At 64.1% G+C, this 23,304-nt stretch carries 23 protein-coding genes; 2 read left to right on the top strand and 21 right to left on the bottom strand.

What is annotated here, in order from left to right:
• Window positions 1-191 precede the first annotated feature (191 nt).
• The gene (locus P0M04_RS16760) at window positions 192-1,538 is read left to right on the top strand and encodes an IS4 family transposase (protein ID WP_281042028.1); all 1,347 of its coding nucleotides are present in this window, start codon (window positions 192-194) and stop codon (window positions 1,536-1,538) included.
• A gap of 121 nt (window positions 1,539-1,659) precedes the next feature.
• Here the strand turns inward: P0M04_RS16760 and P0M04_RS16755 are convergent, their stop codons facing one another.
• The 7 genes from P0M04_RS16755 to rpsF all read right to left on the bottom strand — a co-directional run bounded on the left by P0M04_RS16755 (window position 1,660) and on the right by rpsF (window position 6,428).
• Window positions 1,660-2,670: an inorganic phosphate transporter gene (locus P0M04_RS16755; RefSeq protein ID WP_259452910.1), complete on the bottom strand. Its 1,011-nt coding sequence runs from the start codon at window positions 2,668-2,670 to the stop codon at window positions 1,660-1,662.
• Window positions 2,671-2,692: 22 nt separating this feature from the next.
• Window positions 2,693-3,319, bottom strand: coding sequence for a DUF47 domain-containing protein (locus P0M04_RS16750; protein WP_036232987.1), 627 nt, complete (start codon window positions 3,317-3,319; stop codon window positions 2,693-2,695).
• An 80-nt stretch (window positions 3,320-3,399) separates the two neighbouring features.
• Complete coding sequence (locus P0M04_RS16745) at window positions 3,400-4,785, bottom strand: replicative DNA helicase (RefSeq protein WP_258853419.1); 1,386 nt, start codon at window positions 4,783-4,785, stop codon at window positions 3,400-3,402.
• Window positions 4,786-4,895: 110 nt separating this feature from the next.
• Window positions 4,896-5,348 (bottom strand): 50S ribosomal protein L9, encoded by a 453-nt coding sequence (gene rplI, locus P0M04_RS16740; RefSeq protein ID WP_056136742.1) that lies wholly within the window; start codon window positions 5,346-5,348, stop codon window positions 4,896-4,898.
• 45 nt (window positions 5,349-5,393) lie between these two features.
• Entirely contained in the window at window positions 5,394-5,684 is a 291-nt protein-coding gene (rpsR, locus tag P0M04_RS16735; protein ID WP_020656854.1) for a 30S ribosomal protein S18, read from the bottom strand.
• A gap of 42 nt (window positions 5,685-5,726) precedes the next feature.
• Window positions 5,727-6,017: a primosomal replication protein N gene (priB, locus tag P0M04_RS16730; protein WP_259452909.1), complete on the bottom strand. Its 291-nt coding sequence runs from the start codon at window positions 6,015-6,017 to the stop codon at window positions 5,727-5,729.
• Between the two features lie 27 nt (window positions 6,018-6,044).
• The gene (rpsF, locus tag P0M04_RS16725; RefSeq protein WP_105378247.1) at window positions 6,045-6,428 is read right to left on the bottom strand and encodes a 30S ribosomal protein S6; all 384 of its coding nucleotides are present in this window, start codon (window positions 6,426-6,428) and stop codon (window positions 6,045-6,047) included.
• Window positions 6,429-6,713: 285 nt separating this feature from the next.
• On the opposite strand from rpsF, the gene lexA reads away from it, so the two are divergent.
• Window positions 6,714-7,379 (top strand): transcriptional repressor LexA, encoded by a 666-nt coding sequence (lexA, locus tag P0M04_RS16720; protein ID WP_259452908.1) that lies wholly within the window; start codon window positions 6,714-6,716, stop codon window positions 7,377-7,379.
• A 55-nt stretch (window positions 7,380-7,434) separates the two neighbouring features.
• On the opposite strand, the gene P0M04_RS16715 is transcribed toward lexA, so the two are convergent.
• From P0M04_RS16715 to P0M04_RS16650, 14 genes are all read right to left on the bottom strand, one after another.
• Window positions 7,435-8,070 carry a class I SAM-dependent rRNA methyltransferase gene (locus tag P0M04_RS16715; protein ID WP_259452907.1) on the bottom strand — a complete coding sequence of 212 codons (636 nt, stop codon included), beginning with the start codon at window positions 8,068-8,070 and terminating at the stop codon, window positions 7,435-7,437.
• A 74-nt stretch (window positions 8,071-8,144) separates the two neighbouring features.
• Window positions 8,145-8,945, bottom strand: coding sequence for a tetratricopeptide repeat protein (locus P0M04_RS16710; protein WP_259452906.1), 801 nt, complete (start codon window positions 8,943-8,945; stop codon window positions 8,145-8,147).
• Between the two features lie 65 nt (window positions 8,946-9,010).
• Complete coding sequence (locus P0M04_RS16705) at window positions 9,011-10,252, bottom strand: cystathionine gamma-synthase family protein (protein ID WP_259452905.1); 1,242 nt, start codon at window positions 10,250-10,252, stop codon at window positions 9,011-9,013.
• Window positions 10,253-10,336: 84 nt separating this feature from the next.
• Complete coding sequence (purF, locus tag P0M04_RS16700; protein ID WP_259452904.1) at window positions 10,337-11,860, bottom strand: amidophosphoribosyltransferase; 1,524 nt, start codon at window positions 11,858-11,860, stop codon at window positions 10,337-10,339.
• A 40-nt stretch (window positions 11,861-11,900) separates the two neighbouring features.
• Window positions 11,901-12,389, bottom strand: a complete 489-nt coding sequence (locus P0M04_RS16695; protein ID WP_259452903.1) for a CvpA family protein — start codon at window positions 12,387-12,389, stop codon at window positions 11,901-11,903.
• Window positions 12,390-12,402: 13 nt separating this feature from the next.
• Complete coding sequence (locus tag P0M04_RS16690; RefSeq protein ID WP_259452902.1) at window positions 12,403-13,434, bottom strand: SPOR domain-containing protein; 1,032 nt, start codon at window positions 13,432-13,434, stop codon at window positions 12,403-12,405.
• Window positions 13,435-13,445: 11 nt separating this feature from the next.
• On the bottom strand, window positions 13,446-14,744 hold the full coding sequence (gene folC / locus P0M04_RS16685; protein ID WP_259452901.1) for a bifunctional tetrahydrofolate synthase/dihydrofolate synthase: 1,299 nt from the start codon (window positions 14,742-14,744) through the stop codon (window positions 13,446-13,448).
• Between the two features lie 69 nt (window positions 14,745-14,813).
• Entirely contained in the window at window positions 14,814-15,686 is an 873-nt protein-coding gene (gene accD / locus P0M04_RS16680) for an acetyl-CoA carboxylase, carboxyltransferase subunit beta (RefSeq protein WP_259452900.1), read from the bottom strand.
• A gap of 162 nt (window positions 15,687-15,848) precedes the next feature.
• Window positions 15,849-16,133 (bottom strand): hypothetical protein, encoded by a 285-nt coding sequence (locus tag P0M04_RS16675; RefSeq protein WP_259452899.1) that lies wholly within the window; start codon window positions 16,131-16,133, stop codon window positions 15,849-15,851.
• Window positions 16,134-16,567: 434 nt separating this feature from the next.
• Window positions 16,568-17,368, bottom strand: coding sequence for a tryptophan synthase subunit alpha (trpA, locus tag P0M04_RS16670; RefSeq protein WP_259452898.1), 801 nt, complete (start codon window positions 17,366-17,368; stop codon window positions 16,568-16,570).
• 43 nt (window positions 17,369-17,411) lie between these two features.
• The gene (trpB, locus tag P0M04_RS16665) at window positions 17,412-18,656 is read right to left on the bottom strand and encodes a tryptophan synthase subunit beta (protein WP_259452897.1); all 1,245 of its coding nucleotides are present in this window, start codon (window positions 18,654-18,656) and stop codon (window positions 17,412-17,414) included.
• Window positions 18,637-19,332, bottom strand: coding sequence for a phosphoribosylanthranilate isomerase (locus tag P0M04_RS16660; protein WP_259452896.1), 696 nt, complete (start codon window positions 19,330-19,332; stop codon window positions 18,637-18,639). Before P0M04_RS16660 ends, trpB begins: the two co-directional genes overlap by 20 nt.
• Before the next feature lie 72 nt (window positions 19,333-19,404).
• Complete coding sequence (gene truA, locus P0M04_RS16655; protein WP_259452895.1) at window positions 19,405-20,205, bottom strand: tRNA pseudouridine(38-40) synthase TruA; 801 nt, start codon at window positions 20,203-20,205, stop codon at window positions 19,405-19,407.
• Window positions 20,206-20,216: 11 nt separating this feature from the next.
• Entirely contained in the window at window positions 20,217-23,168 is a 2,952-nt protein-coding gene (locus tag P0M04_RS16650; RefSeq protein WP_259452894.1) for a motility hub landmark protein FimV, read from the bottom strand.
• Window positions 23,169-23,304: the final 136 nt, after the last annotated feature.

The following is a 23,304-nucleotide window of genomic DNA, read 5'->3' as shown; positions in this document are numbered from 1 at the left end:
CTTCATTCTTATTCTGACCGACGGGCGTGGCCCGGACGGCAACGCTGGCCGACGATCGCCTGTAATATTACTACGTCATTAGTAAAAATGAAAAAGGAACGCGCAACTGTGGCGAAAAACAAACCGGGGTCAGAGCTAATGCCGGTCACTTAAGGACTTGACCGACGCGATCCAAGGGCTAGAACGGATTTATGTTCAACGTAAATCCGTTTTCTATCATGGCTCTGCAACTTGACCTGGATTACTCGGCCTCGCTGACGCCGCAGGAATTTGACCGTTTCGCCAGCCTTATCGATCCGGCGTGGATCGATGAGGCTTTGCAACAGACTGGCACTGTGTCGGTGCGTCGTCGTCGGTTACCGGCCGATCGGATGGTCTGGCTGGTAATTGGACTGGCATTGTTTCGAAACGAGCCGATCTGGCATATCGTCAAACAGCTCGATCTTGCCGATGGCCCGGCAGCCAGCACACCTGTCCCCAGTGCTTCAGTGGCGGGGCGTGAGCGTTTAGGCGAAGCCCCATTGGAATGGCTGTTCAAGCGGACGGCAAGCTGCTGGGGTGAGCGTGCCCCAGCGGAGAGTGCGCTGTTTCATGGCCTGCGCAGTTATGCTGTTGATGGCGTGGTCTGGTCGGTGCCGAGCACGCCAGAAAACGAAAGGGAGTTTGGCCGGCCCCGGGGAGGTGACGGACGTGATGGCGCTTGGCCGCAATTGCGTGCCGTCTGCCTGATGGATACCCACAGTCACCTGCTGCGCGCCGTCGACTTCGGAGAGTGCCAGACAGGTGAGCTGAGCTATGCAAAGACACTGATACAGGCTGCGCCTGATAACTCGCTCACGATTTTTGATCGAGCCTATTTCTCGGCCGCGTTTCTACTGGACTGGCAACGGTCGGGCCTGCAAAAGCATTGGCTGATACGCACCAAAACCTCGCTGTGTTATGAGGTAGTCTGCCAGGTGGCTCCCGGTGACTGTCTGGTACGGCTTCCCGTCTCACCTCAGGCGCGTCGGCAGCATCCGGATCTTCCCTCGCACTGGCAGGCTAGACTGATCGAATGCACGGTGGGCGGACAGCCTCGACGATTTCTCACCTCGCTGTGCGATGCGCATCGTTTCCCCGCGCGTGACGTCGCCGCACACTACGTGCAGCGATGGGAGATCGAACTCGGTTTCAGGGAAATGAAGCAAGGCATGCTGAAAAAAGCGCCTGTCCTGCGCAGCAGGCTGCCGGAACTCGTGCGCCAGGAAGTATGGGGAATGTTGATCGCCTACAACCTGCTGCGCCATGAAATTGCCCAGATGGCCACTGAACTGAACGTGCCACCGCAGCGCCTCAGCTTCCAATGGCTGGCCCTGGCCATCGTTACCGCGCTGTACCACTGGCCGCTCGAAACACCCGGCACCTTCCCCAAGCGATTGGCATCGCTACGTGAACAAGCACGTGCCTACCTTCTACCAGAGCGACGAACACGCTCATATCCGAGAACAATAAAATCCAGGAAATCCAAGTACCCAACAAAACATGCCAGCCCCGATTAACTGACTGGCATTAGGGTCAGAGCCCGCTTTTTGGCAATTTCCCAAGATCGCGCTCTGACCCCGGTTTTGGGAAATAAAAAAGCAGCCCGCAGGCTGCTTTTTCGATAGGAGCGCGGTTCGCTTAGAGGATGTGCGTCCCGACCCACCACGCGATCGCCGCCATGAAGGCCGATGCGGGGATGGTGAAGACCCACGCCCACACGATGTTGCCGGCCACGCCCCAGCGCACGGCCGAAGCCTTTTGCGCGGAGCCGACGCCGACGATGGCGCCCGTGATGGTGTGCGTCGTCGACACCGGCACGCCGATCGCGCTGGCGAGGAACAGCGTGATGGCGCCGCCCGATTCCGCGCAGAAGCCGCCGACGGGCTTGAGCTTGGTGATCTTCTGACCCATCGTGCGCACGATGCGCCAGCCGCCGAACAGCGTGCCCATCGAGATCGCCGTGTAGCAGGCGATGATGACCCACAGCGGGGGCGCCGCATCGCCGGCCTTCGAGACGCCGGCCACGATCAGCAGCATCCAGATGATACCGATGGTCTTCTGCGCGTCATTGCCGCCGTGGCCCAGGCTGTAGGCCGCGGCCGAGACGAGCTGCAGGCGGCGGAACCACGTGTCGACCTTGCGCGGCGGGGTGCGCACGAAGATCCAGGACACGGCCAGCATCACGAGCGAACCGAGGATGAAGCCCAGCAGCGGCGACAGGAGGATCCACTGCACGGTCTTGAGCAGGCCGCCGCCGACCAGGGCGCCGGTGCCGCTCTTGGCGACGGCCGCGCCCACCAGGCCGCCGATCAGGGCGTGCGAGGACGAGGACGGGATGCCGTAGTACCACGTGATGACGTTCCAGACGATGGCGCCGACGAGCGCCCCGAACACGACGTAATGGTCGACGACGTGCGGATCGACGGTGCCCTTGCCCACGGTGGCCGCGACGTGCAGGCCGACCGTGAAGATGGCGACGAAGTTGAACAGCGCCGACATCGCGACCGCGGTCTGGGGCCGCAGCACGCCCGTCGACACCACCGTCGCGATCGCGTTGGCGGCATCGTGGAAGCCGTTCATGAAGTCGAAGACCAGCGCTAAAAAGACGAGCAGGCCCAGCACATAGATGCTGATGTGTAGAGAATCCATATTGTTCTTGTTGGTCCGGTCGTTACGCGTTCTCGACGATGATGCCTTCGATGATGTTGGCAACGTCTTCGCAGCGGTCGGTCACCGTCTCGAGGATTTCGTAGATGGCTTTCATCTTGATCAGGTTGCGCACGTCCGGCTCGTCGCGGAACAGCTTGGACATGGCGGCGCGCATCACGTGGTCGGCGTCCGATTCCAGGCGGTCGATCTCTTCGCAGATGGCGACCATCTTCTGGGCGTTGTCCATGTTGTGCAGCATGCCGACGGCCTGCTGGACCTTTTCGCAGCATGCCAGGCACAGCTCGGCCAGGCGCTTCGCTTCCGGCGTCACGGCGTGCAGGTCATACAGCGAGATGGTCTGGGCGGCGTCCTCCATCATGTCGAGGATGTCGTCCATGCGGGTGATCAGCTTGTGGATGTCGTCACGGTCGAGCGGCGTGATGAACGTCTTGTGCAGCAGGTCCACACACTGGTAGGTGATCTTGTCCGCCTGTTTTTCGATGCTCTCCACGGCGTGCGTGCGGTTTTCCAGGTCGTCGAAGTTGGTCATCAGGCCGACCATCTCTTGTGCACCCTTCACGCACAACGCGGCGTGCTGGTTGAACAGGTCGAAAAATTTGCCCTCCGTGGGCATCAGGCGTCCAAACATAGGTTCTCCGTTGGGTAAATCTCTTGGGACTTCTTTGAAAGTCGCGGCGACGCCGCGATCCTTGGCTGCTCTCGGCTTTTTTAATCGCCCTGATAAATGCTCAGGTTGCCGGTGTAATTGCCGAACTTCGTGTACATGCCCATCCAGGTCACGCGAATGGCGCCGATCGGGCCGTTACGCTGTTTGCCGATAATGATCTCGGCAGTACCTTTGTCGGGCGAGTCCGGGTTGTAAACTTCGTCACGATACAGGAAGATGATCACGTCCGCATCCTGTTCGATAGCGCCCGATTCGCGCAGGTCGGACATCACGGGGCGCTTGTTGGGGCGTTGTTCCAGCGAGCGGTTCAGCTGGGACAGCGCGATCACCGGGCATCCCAGTTCCTTCGCCAGGCCCTTCAGGCTTCGCGAGATCTCCGAGATCTCGGACGCCCGGTTGTCGCCCGGCTTGGAACCCTGCATCAGCTGCAGGTAGTCGACGATGATCAGGCCCAGCTTGCCGCACTGGCGCGCCAGGCGGCGGGCACGGGCCCGCATCTCGATCGGGTTCAGCGCCGGCGTCTCGTCGATGAAGATCTGTGCATCGTTCATCTTCTGGATCGCGTGCGTCAGGCGCGGCCAGTCCTCGTCCAGCAGCTTGCCGGTACGCAGGCGGTGCTGGTCGAGCTGGCCGATGGAGCCGAGCATACGCATCGCCAGCTGCACGCCGCCCATCTCCATCGAGAAGATCGCGACCGGGAGGCCGGCATCGACGGCCACGCTTTCGCCGATGTTGACGGAGAACGCGGTCTTGCCCATCGACGGACGGCCTGCGACGATCACGAGGTCGCCCGGCTGCAGGCCGGACGTCATCTTGTCGAGATCGGTGAAGCCTGTCGGGACGCCGGTGATCTCGCCCTGGTTGTCACGGCTGTACAGCTCGTCCACGCGCTCGACCACCTGGGTCAGCAGCGGCTGGACGGGCAACCAGCCCTGGGCGCCCCGGGCGCCCTGCTCGGCGATCGCGAAAATGCGCGATTCCGCCTCGTCGAGGATCTGCTTGACCTCGGCACCTTGCGGATTGAAGGCCTTGCCGGACACCTCGTCGGCGACGGTGATGAGCTGGCGCAGCACGCCGCGATCGCGGACGATCTCGGCATAACGGCGGATGTTGGCGGCGGATGGCGTATTCTGCGCCATCGCATTCAGGTACTGCAGGCCGCCGACGTCCTCGGCCTTGCCGAGCTGGACGAGCGCCTCGTACACGGTGATCACGTCGGCAGGCTTGCCGGCATTGATCAGGCGAACCATCTGTTCGAAGATGATCCGGTGGTCGTAGCGATAAAAATCCTCCGCATGCATGAAGTCGGCAATGCGGTCCCACGCCGCGTTATCGCGCAGCAGGCCGCCGATGACGGACTGTTCTGCTTCGATGGAATGCGGAGGGATGCGGAGCGACTCGATCTGCGGGTCTGCTGGGGTGTTCATGGCCGGCATTATACCCGTTCCCGATCAGGCGCTGAAATCATTGGTGAGTTTCCAAAAACAAAAAAGCCGGGGCAACCCCGGCTTTTCTCATTCTGACAACAGAATGTATCTTAGGCGGCTTCGCCCACGACAGCGATGGTGATTTCCACCACGACGTCGGTGTGCAGAGCGACCGACACCGGGTGCTCGCCGGTGGTCTTCAGCGGACCGGTCGGCATGCGCACTTGTGCCTTTTCGACGGCGAAACCTTGCTTGGTCAGGGCTTCGGCGATGTCGAAGTTGGTCACGGAACCGAACAGACGGCCGTCGACGCCGGCTTTCTGGGCGATGGTGACGGTCATGCCGTTCAGCTTGTCGCCCTGGCCTTGAGCGGCAGCCAGTTTCTCGGCAGCTGCTTTTTCCAGTTCGGCGCGCTTGACTTCGAACTCGGCCACGGCAGCCTGCGTTGCGCGGCGGGCCATTTTTTGCGGGATCAGGAAGTTACGAGCGTAACCATCTTTGACCTTGACGACGTCGCCCAGGTTGCCGACGTTGACGACTTTTTCCAGCAGGATAACTTGCATTTTATTCTCCAGTAATCTGACTATGCTTGCGGTCGCGACCGACGATTAAGCGTTGTGCAGGTCGGTGTACGGCAGCAGAGCCAGGTAACGGGCGCGCTTGATGGCGGTGTCCACTTGACGCTGGTAGTGAGCCTTGGTGCCGGTCAGGCGTGCCGGCATGATCTTGCCGTTTTCCTGGACGAAATCCTTCAGGGTGTCGACGTCTTTGTAGTCAACCTGTTCCACGCCTGCAGCGGTGAAGCGGCAGAATTTCTTGCGCTTGAACAGCGGGTTCTGCTGTTTACGCTTCTCTTTGAGCTTAGCTTTGTTTTTGTCGAACTTTTTACCGAATGCCATTTTGAGGCTCCTGTATCTATCTATAAACGTGCCCGCAAACTTTTATGCGGCACTGAAATCAATGATGTGAAACACCAGGCTTTTGCTGTGACGGCTTTTCCTGGCCAAGAATCCGGTGAAGCGGTACATCGCGCCCAACTCGGCATTGGCAAATCGTCCCGAAATCTCGCCCGCGGCAACCGCGGGAATCTCGAATTCGACCTGCCTGTCCAGCCTCGCTTCCGTCTGCGTCGATCCGTGTTGCAGGATGCCGCCCACGATGGGGATGCCGGCCGGGGTGTAGCGCAGGACGTCGCGTTCCAGAATGCTTGCGACCAGGGACAGCTTGTTCACTTACAGCCTGATGCTCCCGCGAGAGATTTAGGCTGCTGCGGCCGGAGCGGCGGCCTGCTCGGCGCGGTGGCTCTTGGCTGCGTCTTCGCGCTGGACCGACTTCATCATCGGCGACGGTGCGGTTTCAGCTTTCTTCATCTTCACGGTCAGGTGACGCAGCACGGCATCATTGAATTTGAATGCGGTTTCCAGCTCGACCAGGGTCTCGTTGTCGCACTCGATGTTCAGGCAGATGTAGTGTGCCTTCGGCAGCTTCTGGATCTGGTAAGCCATTTGACGACGGCCCCAATCTTCGACGCGGTGGATGTTGCCGCCGCGCGAGGTGACCGTGGTCTTGTAGCGTTCGATCATCGCCGGGACCTGCTCGCTCTGGTCCGGGTGGACGATAAACACGATTTCATAATGACGCATGAAACACTCCTTAAGGACGTTTAAACAAATGCCCACCTCGGCGTCAAGACGAGTGTGGGAAGGGAAAGCCCAACATTATAACAGCAAAACCGTCAAGTGCTCAATGGGGCAGCGGCACGCAGTGCGTGGCGCTGCGAAAAACGTTGGACGTGCGCTGCGTACCGCACCGCAAAAGGTTGTAGACGTGCACTGCGTACCGCACCGCAAAAAAACTTTGAAATCCCCTTGCGCGCGGCGCAATACTGTACAAAAATACAGTCTGACCCCGTACCAACGAAGACAAACATGCTTAAGCTCACCGCACGGCAAGAACAGATCCTCAACCTGATCAAGGAAGCCATCGACAACACGGGCTTCCCGCCGACCCGCGCCGAAATCGCCCAGGAGCTTGGCTTCCGCTCGGCCAACGCCGCCGAGGAACACCTGCAGGCCCTTGCGCGTAAAGGCGCGATCGAAATTTCCCCGGGTACCTCGCGCGGTATCCGCCTCGTCGGCCAGTCCGTCGAATCCAAGGCTGCCGCTGCTGCCGCGGTGCCTGCCTTCGTACCGCCGATTCCGCCGAACCTGATGTCGCTGCCGCTCGTCGGCCGCGTCGCCGCGGGCTCGCCCATCCTCGCCCAGGAACACGTCGAAGCGACCTATTCCGTCGACCCGGCCATGTTCTCGAGCAAGCCCGACTTCCTGCTGAAGGTCAGGGGCTGGTCGATGCGCGACGCCGGCATCTGCGATGGCGACTTCCTCGCCGTCAAGAAGGTCGACAGCGCGAAGAACGGCCAGATCGTCGTGGCCCGCATCGGCGACGAAGTGACGGTCAAGCGCTACCGCAAGACCGGTACCACGATCGAACTGCTGCCGGAAAACCCGGACTTTTCCGTGATCACCGTCGATCCGCAGGCCGACGAGTTCGCACTGGAAGGCCTGGCGGTCGGACTGCTGCGGTCCTGGCACTAAGCTTCCACCTGCACACAGGCCCGCGTCATGCGGGCCTTGTCGTTTTATCCTTCGCTCAGCGCGGATAGACGAAACCGGTACGGATATCGGTCGGCAGCAGCCGGCTGCCGTCACGTACCATCAGGCGCTGCGGCGGCTCGTCGCCGGCCAGGGCACGCCAGATGACAGGTAGCCCCTCCCCTTTGCGCAACAGCTCGTCGCTACGTTCGAATACGTTGGGGCAACCTGTGGCCGCGAGCAGCGCCTGCACGATGGTCACCTTCCACGCGTCGACACCGGCAGCATTGAACTGGCACACCAGGTAACCGGCGGTCCCGCCATAGCTGTGCACCATGAGCCCGGGCAGACCGTCTTTTTCGCCGTCGATCACCAGCACCAGGGCTTGCGGATCGGCGCCACGCACGGCAACGGCGCGCCGCGCGACCGCAGCCTGCACGCGACGCTTCATCATGGCGTGATCGACCGGTTCGTCCTCGCGCAGGGTCCAGACGCGGGCCGCGATCTGCGACTTCGCGTTGTAGGCCGCGCGCGCCAGAAACTGGCGTGCCGACGACTGCACGATCGCCGTGACACCGGGCTTGCCGCGCTCCTGGGGCCGCCCCTCGACCTTCTCGATGGCGGACAGATAAATCCAGGGGTCGCCGGACAGCAGGCTTTTTTCCTTGCCCTGTTTGATGGTGATGATGAGCATATGCAGACTTCGTTTTCAGGAGCCGAATGATACAGCAAGGCGTTATCGCCTCCGGCGTCTTCCTGCCATCGCCATCACTTGCCGTCGTCGCGCGGCGGTGCGTTCTTGACCATCTCGTTGTGTTCCTTGACGTAGGCCTCGGTACCCGCGCGCCATGCGTCGAAGTCGGCGATGACCAGCCGGCCGGCCACCTTCGTGTCTTCCGCCAGGCGGTCGCCGACCTCCTTCAGGTGCGCGTTCGCCTTCTCCGTCTCGTCCTTCGTCATCAGCTTCGTGATGTCTTCCGGGATCCGTTTCGTGAGCGGCAGCGACGCATTCAGCTGTTTCACCCAGCGGTTATGGCAGGCTTCCCAGTCCTTCATCTTGCCGCTGTAATAGTCGATTTCCTCGTTGACCTTGGACATGGCCGGGAAGCGCGGCGCCGGGCAACGGTAGTCGTTGGTGCGCAGGTCCGAGCCGTCGTATTTCGCGATCCAGTAGTCGAGGTCGGCGCGCCGCGCCTCGCGCTGCTTCATCAGCTCGAGCGACGCGATGGCGACGGCATTGCCCTTCGCGGCCGCCTTCTGGAACCACTGCGCGGCCTTGTCCATGTCGACGCTGCCCGCCTCGCCGTAGAAATACATTTCGCCCAGGTGCTGCTGGGCCATCACGTTGCCGGCGTTCGCCAGCTTCGTGTATTTCGCCAGCGCTTCCGGATACGATTTCTTCGCGAACAATGCGTCCGCTTCCGCCTGCTCGGCGGCCGCGTTGGCGGACGACGGGGCGGCGGCGGCCGGCTTCGCGGCGGCGCCTTTCGCAGGGGATTTGGCGCCGGGCTCGGCGGCGAATGCGACACCGCCGCACAGCAGTGCGGCGCAAAACAGGGCAGTCTTCATGGGGCGTGCAATCTACGGATCGGTGATTGGGAACAGGACGATCATAACCGCAGCGCCCCGCCCGCTCAACCGTTCAGTGCGTCGCCAAAATCGGCGAGCAGGTCGGCCGTATCCTCGATCCCCACCGACACGCGGATCAGCGATTCCGCGATGCCCATGCTGGCGCGGCGCTCCGCGCCCATCTCGAAGAAGATCGTGTGCGCGACCGGGATGACGAGCGTGCGCGTGTCGCCCAGGTTCGACGCCGGAATCGCGACCTTCAGGCGGTTCAGGTAGTCGAAGCAGTCGATCCCCTCTTTCAGCTCGAAGCTGAACAGCGAACCGTAGGCGCGGAACTGTTCGCTTGCCAGCTTGTGCTGCGGATGCGATTCGAGGCCCGGGTAGTAGACGGCGGCCACGCGCTCATCCGCCTCCAGCATGCGCGCCAGCGCCAGCGCGTTCGCGCTGGTGCGCTCCATGCGCAGCGCGAGCGTCTCGGCCCCGACCGCGATGTGGTGCGCCGCTTCCGGTGCCAGCGACGCGCCGAAGTCACGCAGCGATTTGGCGCGCAGTTGCGCCATGCCTTGCGCGGCCGGCGGCTGTTTGCGGAAGTTGTCGGCGATGTTCGGGAACGCGGACCAGTCGAACAGGCCCGTGTCCGTCAGCGCGCCGCCCAGTGCCATGCCGTGGCCGCCGATCGACTTCGTCAGCGAGTTCACGACGAGGCCCGCGCCGACCGCCTTCGGACGGAACAGGTAAGGCGTCGTCATCGTGTTGTCGACGACGTACAGGATGCCGCGCGCACGGCACAGCTCGCCGATGCGAGCCAGGTCCGCGATCTGCGTACGCGGGTTGGCGATCGTCTCGACGAACACGAGGCGCGTGTTCGGCTTCAGTGCCGCTTCGACATTGGCGACATCGGTCGCATCCACGAACGACACCTCGGTGCCCTGCGCGGCCACCGTGTTCCACAGGCTGTTGGTATTCCCGAACAGGAACGACGACGACACGACGTGGTCGCCCGCGCGCAGCAGCGCCTGCGCGAGCGCGCCGATGGCGGCCATGCCGGTGCCGAAGCACAGCGAGGCGACGCCGTCTTCCATCTTGCTGATCTTGTCTTCCAGCGCGCTGACGGTGGGGTTGCCCTGACGGCCGTAGCGGAAGCCCGGTTCCTTGCCCTGGAAGACGGACGCGAGCTGGCGCGCGTCCGTGTAGCCGAAGGCGACCGACGTGTGGATCGGCTTATGCAGCGAGTTGTGCTCGATCGACTTCTTGCGATCGTTGTGCAGGATGGTGGTGGTGAAGCCGTAGTTGGGTTTGTCGCTCATGGTGTCGAAATGAAAACGGGCGCCTTGGGCGCCCGATAATGCAATACAGCGCCGGCGCGAACAGCACTACGCCGGCGTCCGGGCTCATTCCGCCGCGACGGGCGGGTTCAGGTTCAGTTGTGTACGCACGATGTCTTCCGACGACTTGCCCGACGACTTGTGGCGCACGTTCTCCAGCTGGTCGAGGTAGGCCGGCGTGACGTCGCCCGTCACGTAGACGCCGTCGAAGCACGACGCTTCCACGTTCGTCAGGGCCGGGTTGACGTCGGAGATCGACTTCTTCAGCGCGTCCAGGTCCTGGTAGACGAGGCGGTCGGCCGTGATCTCGCGGCACACTTCCTCGACGGTGCGGCCGTGGGCGATCAGCTCGTCGCGCGTCGGCATGTCGATGCCGTACACGTTCGGGTACAGGACCGGCGGCGCGGCGGAGGCGAAGAACACCTTGCGGGCGCCCGATTCGCGTGCCATCTGCACGATCTCGCGGCTCGTCGTGCCGCGCACGATGGAGTCGTCGACGAGCAGCACGTTCTTGTCCTTGAATTCGGACGCGATCGCGTTCAGCTTCTGGCGCACCGACTTCCGGCGCATCGTCTGGCCCGGCATGATGAAGGTGCGGCCGATGTAGCGGTTCTTGATGAAGCCTTCGCGGTACTCCACGCCCAGCTTCAGCGCGAGCTGGATGGCGGCCGGACGGGACGAATCCGGGATCGGCATCACGACGTCGATCTCTTCGACCGGAATCTCCTTGCGGATCTTCTCGGCCAGGTATTCGCCCATGCGCAGGCGGGTGGCGTACACGGAGGCGCCGTCGATCACGGAATCCGGGCGGGCCAGGTACACGTATTCGAACGCGCACGGATTCAGCGACGGGTTCTCGGCGCACTGGCGCGTGTGCAATTGGCTGTCGCCATCGACCCAGACCGCTTCGCCCGGCGCGATGTCGCGCACGAAGCGGAAGCCCAGGCCTTCCAGCGCGACGGACTCGCTGGCGAGCAGGTATTCGGGGCCGTTCTCGGTCTCGTTGATGCCGAGGCACAGCGGGCGGATGCCGAACGGGTCGCGGAACGCGAGCAGGCCGTGGCCGGCGATCTGGGCGATGACGGCGTACGCGCCGCGCACGCGGCGGTGCACCTGCGCGACGGCCTTGAACACGGCGTCCGGGGTCAGCGAATAGCCGTCGGCCGCCGTGGCGATCTCGTGGGCCAGCACGTTCAGCAGGACTTCCGAGTCGGAGTTCGTGTTGACGTGGCGGCGGTCGTTGCGGAACAGTTCTTCCTTCAGCTGTTCCTGGTTCGTCAGGTTACCGTTGTGCGCCAGCGTGATGCCGAACGGGGCATTCACGTAGAACGGCTGCGCTTCCTCTTCGCTGGACGAGCCGGCGGTCGGATAGCGGCAGTGGCCGATGCCGGAATTGCCTTGCAGCGAACGCATGTTACGCGTGCGGAAGACGTCACGCACGAGACCGTTGGCCTTGTACATCGAGAACATGCTGCTGTGATTGGTTGCAATCCCCGCCGCATCCTGGCCGCGATGCTGCAACAGCAGCAATGCGTCATACAACAGCTGGTTGACGGGGGCTTGCGAAACGACGCCGACGATGCCACACATGGTGTGCTCCTAAACTTGGACAGCTAAACAAAAGGGTGTTTCAAAACTGCACGTGCTGCGCGAAGGCAGCGGGCAAGAAAGGTTTGACTGTGCGCGCTCCGGTTTCCGCCATGGGCGAGAGCAGCGCGTCCTTCCAGAAAGCCTGTTGGGGGATGGAAGTCATCCCGCACAATATGACGCCGGCCAGCACGATCACAATGCCCCGGCCCAATCCGAACAGGCCGCCGAGGCCGCGGTCGGCCAGGGTCATGCCGGAGGCCTCGATCAAGGCGCTTATCGCGAGGGCCAGCAGACCCATCAGCACGCGCACGCCGAGGAACAGTGCAATGAAGGCAACGATCAGCCGCAAGGCTTCGCCCGGAATCACGGATGGTAGCATGGGCGCCAGTTTCGCGCCGAAGGCGTTGGCCACCATGAAGGCCGCCACCCAGCCGACCAGCGACAGGATTTCCTTGACCAGGCCGCGCATGGTGCTGATGACGACCGACGAGATCAGGATGAACAGCACCACGTAGTCGAAAATCGTCACGGCTTTTACAGGATCAGACCGGGGTCATGGCGCCGGACATCCCCAGGCGGCCCAGCTTGGCGCGTACTTTCTCGGCATCTTCCTTGTTCAGGGGGCCGACACGTACGCGGATCAGTTCGCCGTTCGGGGTGGACGTCTTCTGCGTGTACGACGAGATGCCCGCCTCGCGCAGCTTCGCCTGCACTTCCGCCGCCTTTTCCTGGCTCGACAGCGCCGCCACCTGCAGCACGAAGCGCTGCGACGACGACGCTTCCGCCGGTTTGTCTTTCTCGGCCGGCTTGCCTTCCAGGATGGCGATCGCGCGCGACGCGTCGTCCTTCGGCTTCACGGGCTTGTCCTCGGCCTTGGCTTTGGCTTTTTCGCGGGCTTCGCGCGCGAGGCGCTCCGCCCTGTCGTGCTCAGCCTTCTCGTGCTCCGCCTTCTCGTGTGCAACCTTCTCGCGCTCCGCCCTTTCCTTCTCGGCGAGGCGCGCCTCGGCCTTGGTGTCCTTGTGCTCGACCTTCGGCGCTTCCTTGTGTTCCGGTTTCGCGGGCTCGGGCCTGGATTCCGGCTTGTGCTCGGGCTTCGTCACGGCAGGTGGTTGCACCGCGACGCTTTCGGGCTTCGCGGCGGCGACCGCGGCCGGGGCCTTCGCGGCGGGTGCGGGCGGCGGTGCGTCGACCACTTCCTCGTCCTTGTCGACGCTGTCCGCGGCGGACACGGCTTTATCGGCGGCGGGCACGGGCAGCGGTGCTGCCTTGTCCTTGGCGGGAATCTGGATCGCGATGTCGCCGGCGAGCGGCTTGGGCTCGGAATCGAGCAGCATCGGCAGGCCGACGGCGGCCGCGAGCGCCAGCGCAATGGCGCCGACGAGGCGGCGCCGGGCGCGCTTCTTTTCGGGAAGCATGGGATCGGCACCGGGACGGCGCGATGCGCCGCCGCCGGCATTGCTGGCGCGTTTGGCGCGGGCGCGTTCGCCAATCGCGGCGTCGTCGTCCTTGCTGTAGAAGCGGCCACTGTCCTCGGTGAGGCGGTCCTGCTTGCTTTTACGGGAGAACAAGCCCATGCGGTGTCACGTCAATGAAGAGAGGATTTACGGGCCGCCATCACGCCAGCCACGGTATAGAACGAGCCAAAGACCACTATTCTATCATCCTGTCCGGCCCGGCTTGTTGCATCTGCGAATGCTTCGGCCGGATTGGCGAACGTTTTGACCGAGAATTCGTCGTCTTTCGCACCACTTGGCTTCAATTTCTGCAGCTTCTCCGCCAGCACGGCCGGGTCCGCCGAACGGGGCGACGGCAGCGCCGTCACGCACCAGTGGTCGATGACCGGCGCGAGATGGGCGACGACGGCATCGATGTCCTTGTCCTGCATGATGCCGAACACGGCGTACGTGAACCGGTGGAACCCCATATTGCCCAGGTTCTGGGCGAGCGTCGCGGCCGCGTGCGGGTTGTGCGCCACGTCGAGGATCGTCGTCGGACGGCCCGCCAGCACCTGGAAGCGGCCCGGCAGTTCGACCATCGCGAGGCCTGCGCGCGTTTCCTGCGCGCCGACCGGCAGCACGTTGCGCAAGGCTTCCAGCGCGGCCAGCGCGGCCGAGGCGTTCAGCAGCTGGTTGGCACCGCGCAGCGCCGGATACGCGAGCGAATTGCGGCGCTGCGTGCGGCCGCCGTAGGCCCACTGCTGCTTGTCGCCCTGGTAGTTGAAGTCGCGGCCCAGCAGCCACAGGTCGGCGCCGATCTTTTCCGCGTGCTCGATGAGCGATTGCGGCGGCAGCGGATCGCTGCAGATGGCCGGCTTGCCGGGGCGGAAGATGCCGGCCTTCTCGAAGCCGATCTCTTCGCGCGTGTCGCCGAGATAATCCTTGTGGTCGATGTCGATGCTCGTGACGATGGACACGTCCGCATCGATCACGTTCACGGCATCCAGGCGGCCGCCGAGGCCCACTTCCAGGATCGCCACGTCGACGCCGGACGTCGACAGCAGGTGCATGATCGCGAGCGTCGTGAACTCGAAGTACGTCAGGTCGATGTCGCCGCGGCGCGCTTCGACTTCATCGAATGCCGCGATCAGAGAGGCGTCGCTGGCCATCTCGCCGTTGATGCGGGCGCGCTCGTTGAAGTCGAGGAAGTGCGGCTTGATGTACAGGCCGACCTTGTAGCCGCTCTGCAGCAGGACGGCTTCCAGCATGGCGCAGGTCGAGCCCTTGCCATTGGTGCCGGCGACCATGATCACGGGGCAGGAAAAGGCGAGGCCCATGCGCTCCTTGACGGTGCGCACACGGTCCAGGCCCATGTCGATGTGGGTTTCGGCATGGCGCGACTCGAGCAGCGCCAGCCAGTCGGGCAAGGTGGTCGGGAGGTTTTGCATGGGATGGTGTCCGGAAAGCGCGCGCGGCCGGCTGCCTCTGGGAGCAGCCGGCCGCGCGGTGACAGCGAATCAAGCGATGACGTCGGCCGGCTGGCTTTGCAGCAGGGCGAGCAGCTGCGCGATTTCTTCGCGCATCTTGCGGCGGTCGACGATCATGTCGACCGCACCTTTTTGCACGAGGAACTCGGAACGCTGGAAGCCTTCCGGCAGTTTTTCGCGCACGGTGTTCTCGATGACGCGCGGGCCGGCGAAGCCGATCAGCGCCTTCGGTTCGGCGATGACGACGTCGCCCATGAACGCGAACGAGGCCGACACGCCGCCCGTCGTCGGGTCGGTCAGCACGCTGATGAACGGCAGTTTTTTCTCGGCCAGTTTGGTCAGCATCGAGGTGGTCTTGGCCATCTGCATCAGCGACAGCAGGCCTTCCTGCATGCGCGCCCCGCCGCTGGCGGTGATGCAGATGAACGGCACCTTCTGCTCGAGCGCCACCTGGGCACCGCGCACGAAGCGCTCGCCGTTGACGGAGCCCATCGTGCCGGCCATGAATTCGTAGGCGAAGCAGGCGACCACGACCGGCAGGCTCATGATCGAACCGCCCTGCACGACCATCGAATCGGTCTCGCCCGTGGCTTCCATCGCGTCCTTCAGACGGTCAGGATATTTCTTGCTGTCTTTGAACTTGAGGGTATCGACCGGCAGCACGTCCTGGCCGATCTCGTAGCGGCCGCCTTCATCGAGCAGCGCGTCGAGGCGCTCGCGGGCGCGGATACGCATGTGGTGGCTGCATTTCGGGCAGACATGCAGGTTCGACTCCAGGTCGGCGCGGTACAGGACCGATTCGCACGACGGGCACTTGACCCACAGGCCTTCGGGCATGGTCTGGCGTTTGGCGGCATCGGAGCGCTGGATCCGGGGGGGCAGCAGCTTTTCCAACCAACTCATGTTCTCTCCTTTGCGGCAATTCTGGAATTGGGCGTAGTGTAGCCGTTCGCATCAGGCTTGTCGAATTCTTGCCGTCAAATACTTGCCTTTCTGACAAAGTTAGGCTAGTAGAAATGAAAACCGGGGCGCGTGGCCCCGGCGGTATCGCGTGCGGTTCCGGGGTCAGCGCACGGCTGCCTCGCCGACCTCCGCCGTCGTGAATTCGAAGCCGCCGATGCGGGCTGCCACCAGGTTGTAGATCCATGCACCGATGGCGGCGCCGATGAAGGCGCCGATCGCGTAGGCCACTGGCATCATGATCAGCATGGCGATACTGGCGCCCGCAGGCATGAACGCCGACATGAACAACGCGGCCAGTACGACGACGGGGATGGCGGTGACGAGATAGACAGCCGCCATGAACTTGGCCGACTGCACGACGGAAACCTGCACGATTTGTTTTTTCATGATGGATGCTGGGGTTGAGTGAAAGAAAACAGCTCGTCCACTCTATCCCGACATTTCCATCAAGAAAATCGACCGCATCAAAAACACCGGGGTCAGAGCCCGATTTTAAGCAATTTCTCAAATTCGGGGTCAGAGCATCGTTTTCTTCAAATTTGGGGTCAGAGCACATTTTTCCAGATGCTCGATAGCTGCGTGCCGATCAATTGACTCCAATGTGATATCGACGGACTCACTCTGGCACGCTGAATTTAACTGACAACCAATCAATTGTCCGAAAAAGGGCTCTGACCCCGAATTTTCGAAAAATGTGCTCTGACCCCAAATTGGGGCACTTGCCTTTCTGACAAACTTGAGCGAATGAAAACCGGGGTCAGAGCCCGATTTTGAGCAATTTCCCAAAATCGGGCTCTGACCCCGGTTTGATGTGGCGCAGGTCAGCGCGCGTCCAGCGCTTCCCGGATCCCGGCGACGAAGGTACGCACGGCCGCGGGGCCCTGCTCTTTCGGCGTGTTTTCCAGTTCCTGGATGATGCGGCTGCCGATGACGACGGCATCGGCGACGCTGGCCACCGATTTCGCCGTCTGCGCGTCGCGGATGCCGAAGCCCACGCCGATCGGCAGTTTGACGTGCTCGCGGATCGCGGCCACGCGCTTGGCCACGTCGGCCGTGTCGATGCCGCCGGCGCCCGTCACGCCCTTCAGCGACACGTAGTAGCTGAAGCCGCTGCCGTGGCGCGCCACCTGCTTCACGCGCTCCGTGGTCGAGGTCGGTGCGAGCAGGAAGATCACGTCGAGGTCGTTGGCCTTCATCTCGGCCGCGAACGCTTCGCATTCTTCCGGCGGGTAGTCGACGACGATGGCGCCGTCGGCACCGGCCGCCTTCGCGCGGCGAACGAACTCGCTCTGGCCCATGCGTTCGATCGGATTCGCGTAGCCCATCAGCACGACCGGGGTGTGCTGGTTGGTCTTGCGGAACTCGGCGACGTAGCCGAACACGTCGGTCATGCTGACGCCGAAGGTGAGCGCTCGCTCGCAGGCGCGCTGGATGACGGGGCCTTCCGCCATCGGGTCGGAGAACGGGACACCCAGTTCGAGGACGTCGGCGCCGCCTTCCACGAGGGCGTGCAGCAGCGGGACGGTCAGTTCCGGGGCCGGGTCGCCGGCGGTGATGAAGGTGACGAGACCGGTCTTGCCCTGTTCCTTGAGGGCGGCGAAGGTTTGTGCGATACGGGACATGCTGTTATTCCTTATTCTGTGGTTGCAAACGATGGATGGGGGCTCAGCCGAAGTTGAGTCCCGCCCGTTGCGCCACGGTGTGCATGTCCTTGTCGCCGCGGCCCGACAGGTTGACCAGGATGATCTGATCCTTGGGCAAGGTCGGCGCCAGCTTGGCGGCGTAGGCGATCGCGTGCGACGATTCCAGCGCGGGGATGATGCCCTCGATGCGGCAGCAGTCGTGGAAGGCGGCCAGCGCCTCGTCGTCCGTGATCGACACGTATTCCGCACGCTGGCTGTCCTTCAGCCACGCGTGTTCCGGGCCGACGCCCGGATAATCCAGGCCCGCCGAGACCGAATGCGTCTCGATGATCTGGCCGTGCTCGTCCTGCAGCAGATAGGTGCGGTTGCCGTGCAGGACGCCCGGGAAGCCGGCCGTCAGCGACGCGGCGTGCTTGCCGCTGTCGAGACCCTCGCCCGCCGCCTCGACGCCCACGAGCTTCACGCCCGGCTCGTCGATGTACGGATAAAAGATGCCCATCGCGTTCGAGCCGCCGCCGATGCAGGCGACGACGTAGTCCGGCTGGCGGCCCGTCATCTGCGGCATCTGCACGCGGCATTCCTCGCCGATCACGGACTGGAAGTCGCGCACCATCATCGGATACGGGTGCGGACCTGCGACCGTGCCGATGATGTAGAACGTGTTCTCGATGTTCGTGACCCAGTCGCGCATCGCTTCGTTGAGCGCGTCCTTCAGGGTCTTGGAGCCCGATTCCACCGGCACGACGGTCGCGCCCAGCAGCTTCATGCGGTACACGTTCTGCGCTTGGCGCTTGACGTCCTCGCTGCCCATGTAGATGACGCACTCGAGGCCGAAGCGGGCGCAGATCGTGGCCGTCGCGACGCCGTGCTGGCCGGCACCGGTCTCGGCGATGATGCGCGGCTTGCCCATGCGTTTCGCCAGCAGCGCCTGGCCGATCACGTTGTTGATCTTGTGGGCGCCCGTGTGGTTCAGGTCTTCGCGCTTGAAGAAGATCTGCGCACCGCCGCCCTGCTCGGACCAGCGCTTGGCGTGGTACACGGGCGACGGACGGCCGACGAAGTGCGCCAGTTCGTAGCGGAATTCTTCGAGGAATTCGGGATCCTGGCTGTAGCGCGCGTAGGCGTCGTTCAGCTCGGCCAGCGCGTGGCTGAGCGTCTCGGCGACGAACGAGCCGCCGTAGGGGCCGAAGTGGCCGGTGGTGTCCGGCAGTTGATAGTCGGGGGTCTTGAACAGCGCCTGGGCGCCTTTAACTTGATTGGCTTTCATGGTGTTCCTGGCTCAAAAGGGTGGCATCGCCTGCCCGCACCGCGTCGATGAACGCGGCAATCTTGCGGGCATCCTTGATCCCCTTCGCCGCCTCGACACCGCTACTGATGTCGACCGCGAAGGGGCGTACTTGCGCCACCGCGCCAGTCACGTTGTGTACGCTCAAGCCACCACTCAAAACGACCCGAGGCGCGAGCTCTTTTGGAATAAGAGACCAATCGAAAACCTTTCCTGCGCCGCCGTAGGCATCCACGTACGTGTCGAGCAGAAGCCCCGAGAACCAGGGCGATGCGGCGCGGTATTGAGCTTCCGATTCTAGCAAATCGGCGGCGGTCGTGTCAGGTTTTACCCGGAATGCCCGCGTGAACGGGCGTTGGACGGCGTCGGCCAGTTGCGCGCACTGCTCGGCCGTCTCGTCGCCATGGAATTGCAGCAGCGACACCGGACCGGCCGCGACGACCGCGCGGACCTCGTCCACGGTCGCGTTGACGAACAGGGCGACGGCGTTCACGTACGGCGGCAGTTCACGGGCCAGTTCGGCGTAGCGCTCCGCGGTGACGTAGCGGGGGCTCCTGGCGTAAAAGACGAAGCCGAGGGCATCGGCGCCGGCATCGACGGCGGCGTGCAGGTCTTCGGTGCGGGTGATGCCGCAGATTTTGATGCGGGTACGTTTCATGGGAGTTCGTTGGAGGCGTCGCGGCAGAACACCGGGGTCAGAGCCCCGAAAAGCAACACCGGGCTCTGACCCCTATAGCCAGGGAAGCGGCGGCGCCGGTTCCTGCGGCAGCCCCCACTTCGGATCGTAGTCGATTGTAGCAAGGTACAGCCCATCCGGCATGAAGGTGGGCGCCGCGGCGTCGCGCGAGCGCGCGTCCAGCACCTCGGCCATCCAGCCCGGCTCGTTGCGGCCCGTGCCCACGTAGATCAGCGAGCCGACGATGTTGCGCACCATGTGGTGCAGGAACGCGGACGCGCGCACCGTGAACACGATGAGGTCGCCCATCCGTTCGATCTTCACCTCGTGCATCTGCTTGACGGGCGAATTCGCCTGGCAGCCAGAGGCGCGGAAGCTGGAAAAATCGTGCGTGCCGATCAGGTGCGCGGCTGCTTCCCGCATGCGCTCGACGTCGAGCGGGCGGAACACCCAGCCGGCGCGGCCGGCCAGCAGCGCGGACGGGTTGGCGTGGTTGTACAGCACGTAGTGATAGGTGCGCGAGCGGGCCGAAAAACGTGCGTGGAAGTCCTGCCCTTCGGCATCCGGCGCGACCACGTGGGCCCAGCGCACGACGATCGACTCGGGCAGGAAGGCGTTTGTGCCGCGCACCCACGATTGCGGGGCACGGTCGAGGTCCGTGTCGAAATGGACGACCTGCTCGATGGCGTGGACGCCGGCATCCGTGCGGCCGGCGCACGTCGTCGCCAGCCGCGTGCAGGCAAATTTCTCGAGCGCGATCTCCAACTGGTCCTGGACCGTGTCGCGCGATGGTTGTTTCTGATACCCGTTCCAGGCGGTGCCCACGTACTGGACACCCAAAGCGATACGTGTCAAATCGTCCTGCCTTACACCAGTGTCGCGCGCATCGAGCTGGCGCGTGCCGCCTGCTCGGGATTGCCGCCGCGGATGACTTCGTCGAGCAGCTCGCGCGCCCCTTCCTTGTCGCCGATTTCCTGGTAGGCGATGGCGAGATCCAGCTTCGTCTCCATCTCCATCTGGGCGGCCGACAGCGCGGCCGGTTCGGCCGGAGCAGCATGCGTCTCGAACTGCGGTTCGGACAGCGACTGCACTTCCGGCAGCGGCAGCGAACCGTCGGCCGGCAGGTCGAGGTCGAAGCCGCCCACGTCGAACTGCGGCACGGCCGGTTCGAGCACGATGCGGTCATGCTCGGCGAACGGCGCCTCGGCCGGCGCCGGCGTGGCCGGGATGTCGAACAGGTGCTCGTCCAGCGCGGCCGTCGGGATCGAGGCGGGGCTTTCAGCACGCGGCGTCTCGTCCAGGCCGAAGTCCATCGCGTCGAGATCGAACAGCGGATCGCGTGCAGATTGCTCCGGTTCCGGCGGCAGGTTGGCCTGCAGTTCCGTCGGCAGGTCGGGCAGGTCGAATTCGCGGGCCAGGTTGGCCATCTCGATGTCGGCGGCGGCGGCCGTGCTTGCAGCCACACCTGCCGCGGGCGACAGCAGGTCGTCGTCCGTGTGGACTTCCAGCTGCGGCACCGGGTTCGGGGCCGGGGCGGCGAAGTCCATGTCGAACGAGAAGTCGAGCGGATCGTCTTCCCGCTTGTCCAGTGCGACCGCCGGCTCGGCCGCCGGCGCAGGCGCGGCCGGCGTCTCGAACGCGCTCATGTCGAAGTCGAGATCGTGCGCGCCGCCCAGGTCGGCCGCCGGTGCCGCGGCTGCTTGCGGCGCGGCCGCCGGCTCGACCGGTTCGAACGCGAGTCCGCCCAGGTCGAAGTCGAGCACATGGTCGTCTTCCATCGGCGCGGGTTCGGTCGACGGCGCATTGGTGACGGGCGCCGGGGCCGGCTGCGCGGTCGCCATCGCGTCGGCGAAATGCTGGCTGAAGTCCAGCGGCTCGCCCGCCAGCGCGGCCGTCGGCGTGGCCTGCGGATCGGGCGCACTGAACACGTCGTCCAGCTCCTTCGACAGCAAGACCTGCTGGCCCAGTTCCTCGGTGCTCGGCGCCGGACCGCTCGGCGCGGTCGTGTGCTGGTACAGCGGATTGAGCGGGTCGATGGTGAGACCGAGCGCGGCGGCCTGCGCCCACTCGTCGCCCTGCCCGCGCGTCATGCTGTAGAGTTCCGCGGCCTGCGTCTCGAACGCGCGCTGGTCCTTGCGCGCGGCATAGATCTCGAGCAGTTTCAGGCGCACCGGATAGCGCTCCGGATGCGTGCGCAGGGCTTCCTTGAGGATCTCCTCGGCCTGCGCATCGCGGCCGTAGGCGATGTAGACGTCGGCTTCCGCCACCGGATCGACCTCGTTCGTGTCGAGCTGGCTGGCGGACGGCGCGAAGCTGGAATTGAAGACGCTGTTGTTCGTGTCGACGCTCTGGCCGCCCGTTTCCGCGAACATCGAGTGCGCGGGCTCGCTCGGCACGCCGAGGATCGACGGTTCCGGCACCACCTTGACGACCTTCTTCTTGCGGCGCTGGGCGACCAGCAGGCCGCCGAGCAGCAGCGCGGCCGCGCCGCCGCCGACCAGCGGCAGGTTGTCCATGATGAAGTCCATCAGGCCAGGTTCCGGCGGTGCGGCCGCAGGCTTGGCGGCCGGCTTGATGGCCGGCAGCTTCTGTGGTGCGGGCTGGGGTGCCGGCGGCGTCGCGGCGACAGGCGCGGGCGCGGAAGCATTCTTTTCCGCCTCGGCGCCGGCTTTGCTCTTGATCGTGGCAACCTTTTCGAGGTCGCTCACGTTGCGTTCAAGCTCGCGCACGCGCGTCTGCGCATCGGCCAGTTCCTTCTCCTTGGCGATGCGGTCCTCGGTGCTCATCGTCGTGCCCTTGCCGGCCGGCGTGGTCGGCGCGGCTTTCGACAGGCGCAGCTTGTCCTGCGATTCGTTGGCGGCGGTCGGGCGCTCCTCGACCTTGGCCGTGATCTTGCCGGCCGCGCCCTGGCCCGGCTCCGGCGTCTTGACGGGTTCCGATGCGCCGACCTGGCCCGCCAGCTTGTTGCGGTAGGCGTTGAAGTCGGCCGCGTGGGCGACGACGACGCCATGCGCCTCCGTGTCGTCCGTGCCGCGCACGGCATCGCCCGCCGGCACGGTCAGGATGCGGCCCGACTTCAGGCGGTTCATGTTGTTGCCGATGAAGGCATCCGGATTGGCGCGGTACAGCGCCACCAGCATCATGTCGAGCGACACGTCGACGGGTTTCAGCTGGGCGGCGATGCGGCCCAGGCTGTCGCCCTGCTTGACGCGGTAGCGCGACTGGGAGGCCGTCTCGGCCGCCGGTTTCGGCGCTTCCGTGGTCTCGGCACGGGCGACGCGGCGGGGACGCTCGGCGGCCGGCGCGGTCGACGATTGCGCCGGCGCGGGCGCCGCTTCCGTGCGCGGACGGGCGGATTCGCCGGCTGCGACCTGGGCCGACTGCGTCGCGCGCAGCTCGGCCGGGTCGAGCAGGAACGTGTATTCGCGCACGAGGCGGCCGTTATTCCACGACAGTTCCAGCAGCATGTCGACGAACGGCTCGTTCAGCGGCTGCGTGGAGCTGACACGGATGAACTGGCGGCCGCCGCGCTGCTCAACGTTGAAGCGCAGCGACAGCAGGGCCGGATTGAAATCGATGTTCGCCGCCTTGAACGCTTCCGGCGACGCCAGCTTCGCGGCGAGGCCCGACGCTTCGTCGCCGGACACCGCCGTCAGTTCGATTTCGGCGCGCAGCGGCTGGCCGAGTGCGGACAATACCGTGAGCTTGCCGAGACCGGCCGCGTGGGCCGCCGACGTCAGGACCAGCGCACTTGCGACCGCCGCAGTGAGCTTTTTCAGTGCGGACGACTTCATCGGGAGGCGGGGAGTGACATGCATAGGTTCGAGAGCGACGTGGCCGGAGGTCTCAGGAACATATCATCATGCACTGTGGCATGCAAGTTCCGTGGGGAGAAACATTCAGGAAGTCTGACGTATGTAGACGGTCTATTCAGACTAATGATGTTTTTTGGAT

This window comes from Telluria mixta (assembly GCF_029223865.1).
GTDB classification, from domain to species: Bacteria; Pseudomonadota; Gammaproteobacteria; order Burkholderiales; family Burkholderiaceae_D; genus Telluria; species Telluria mixta.
The sequence above is the reverse complement of the archived record's forward strand: the minus strand, read 5'-3'. Positions and strand labels throughout refer to the sequence as shown.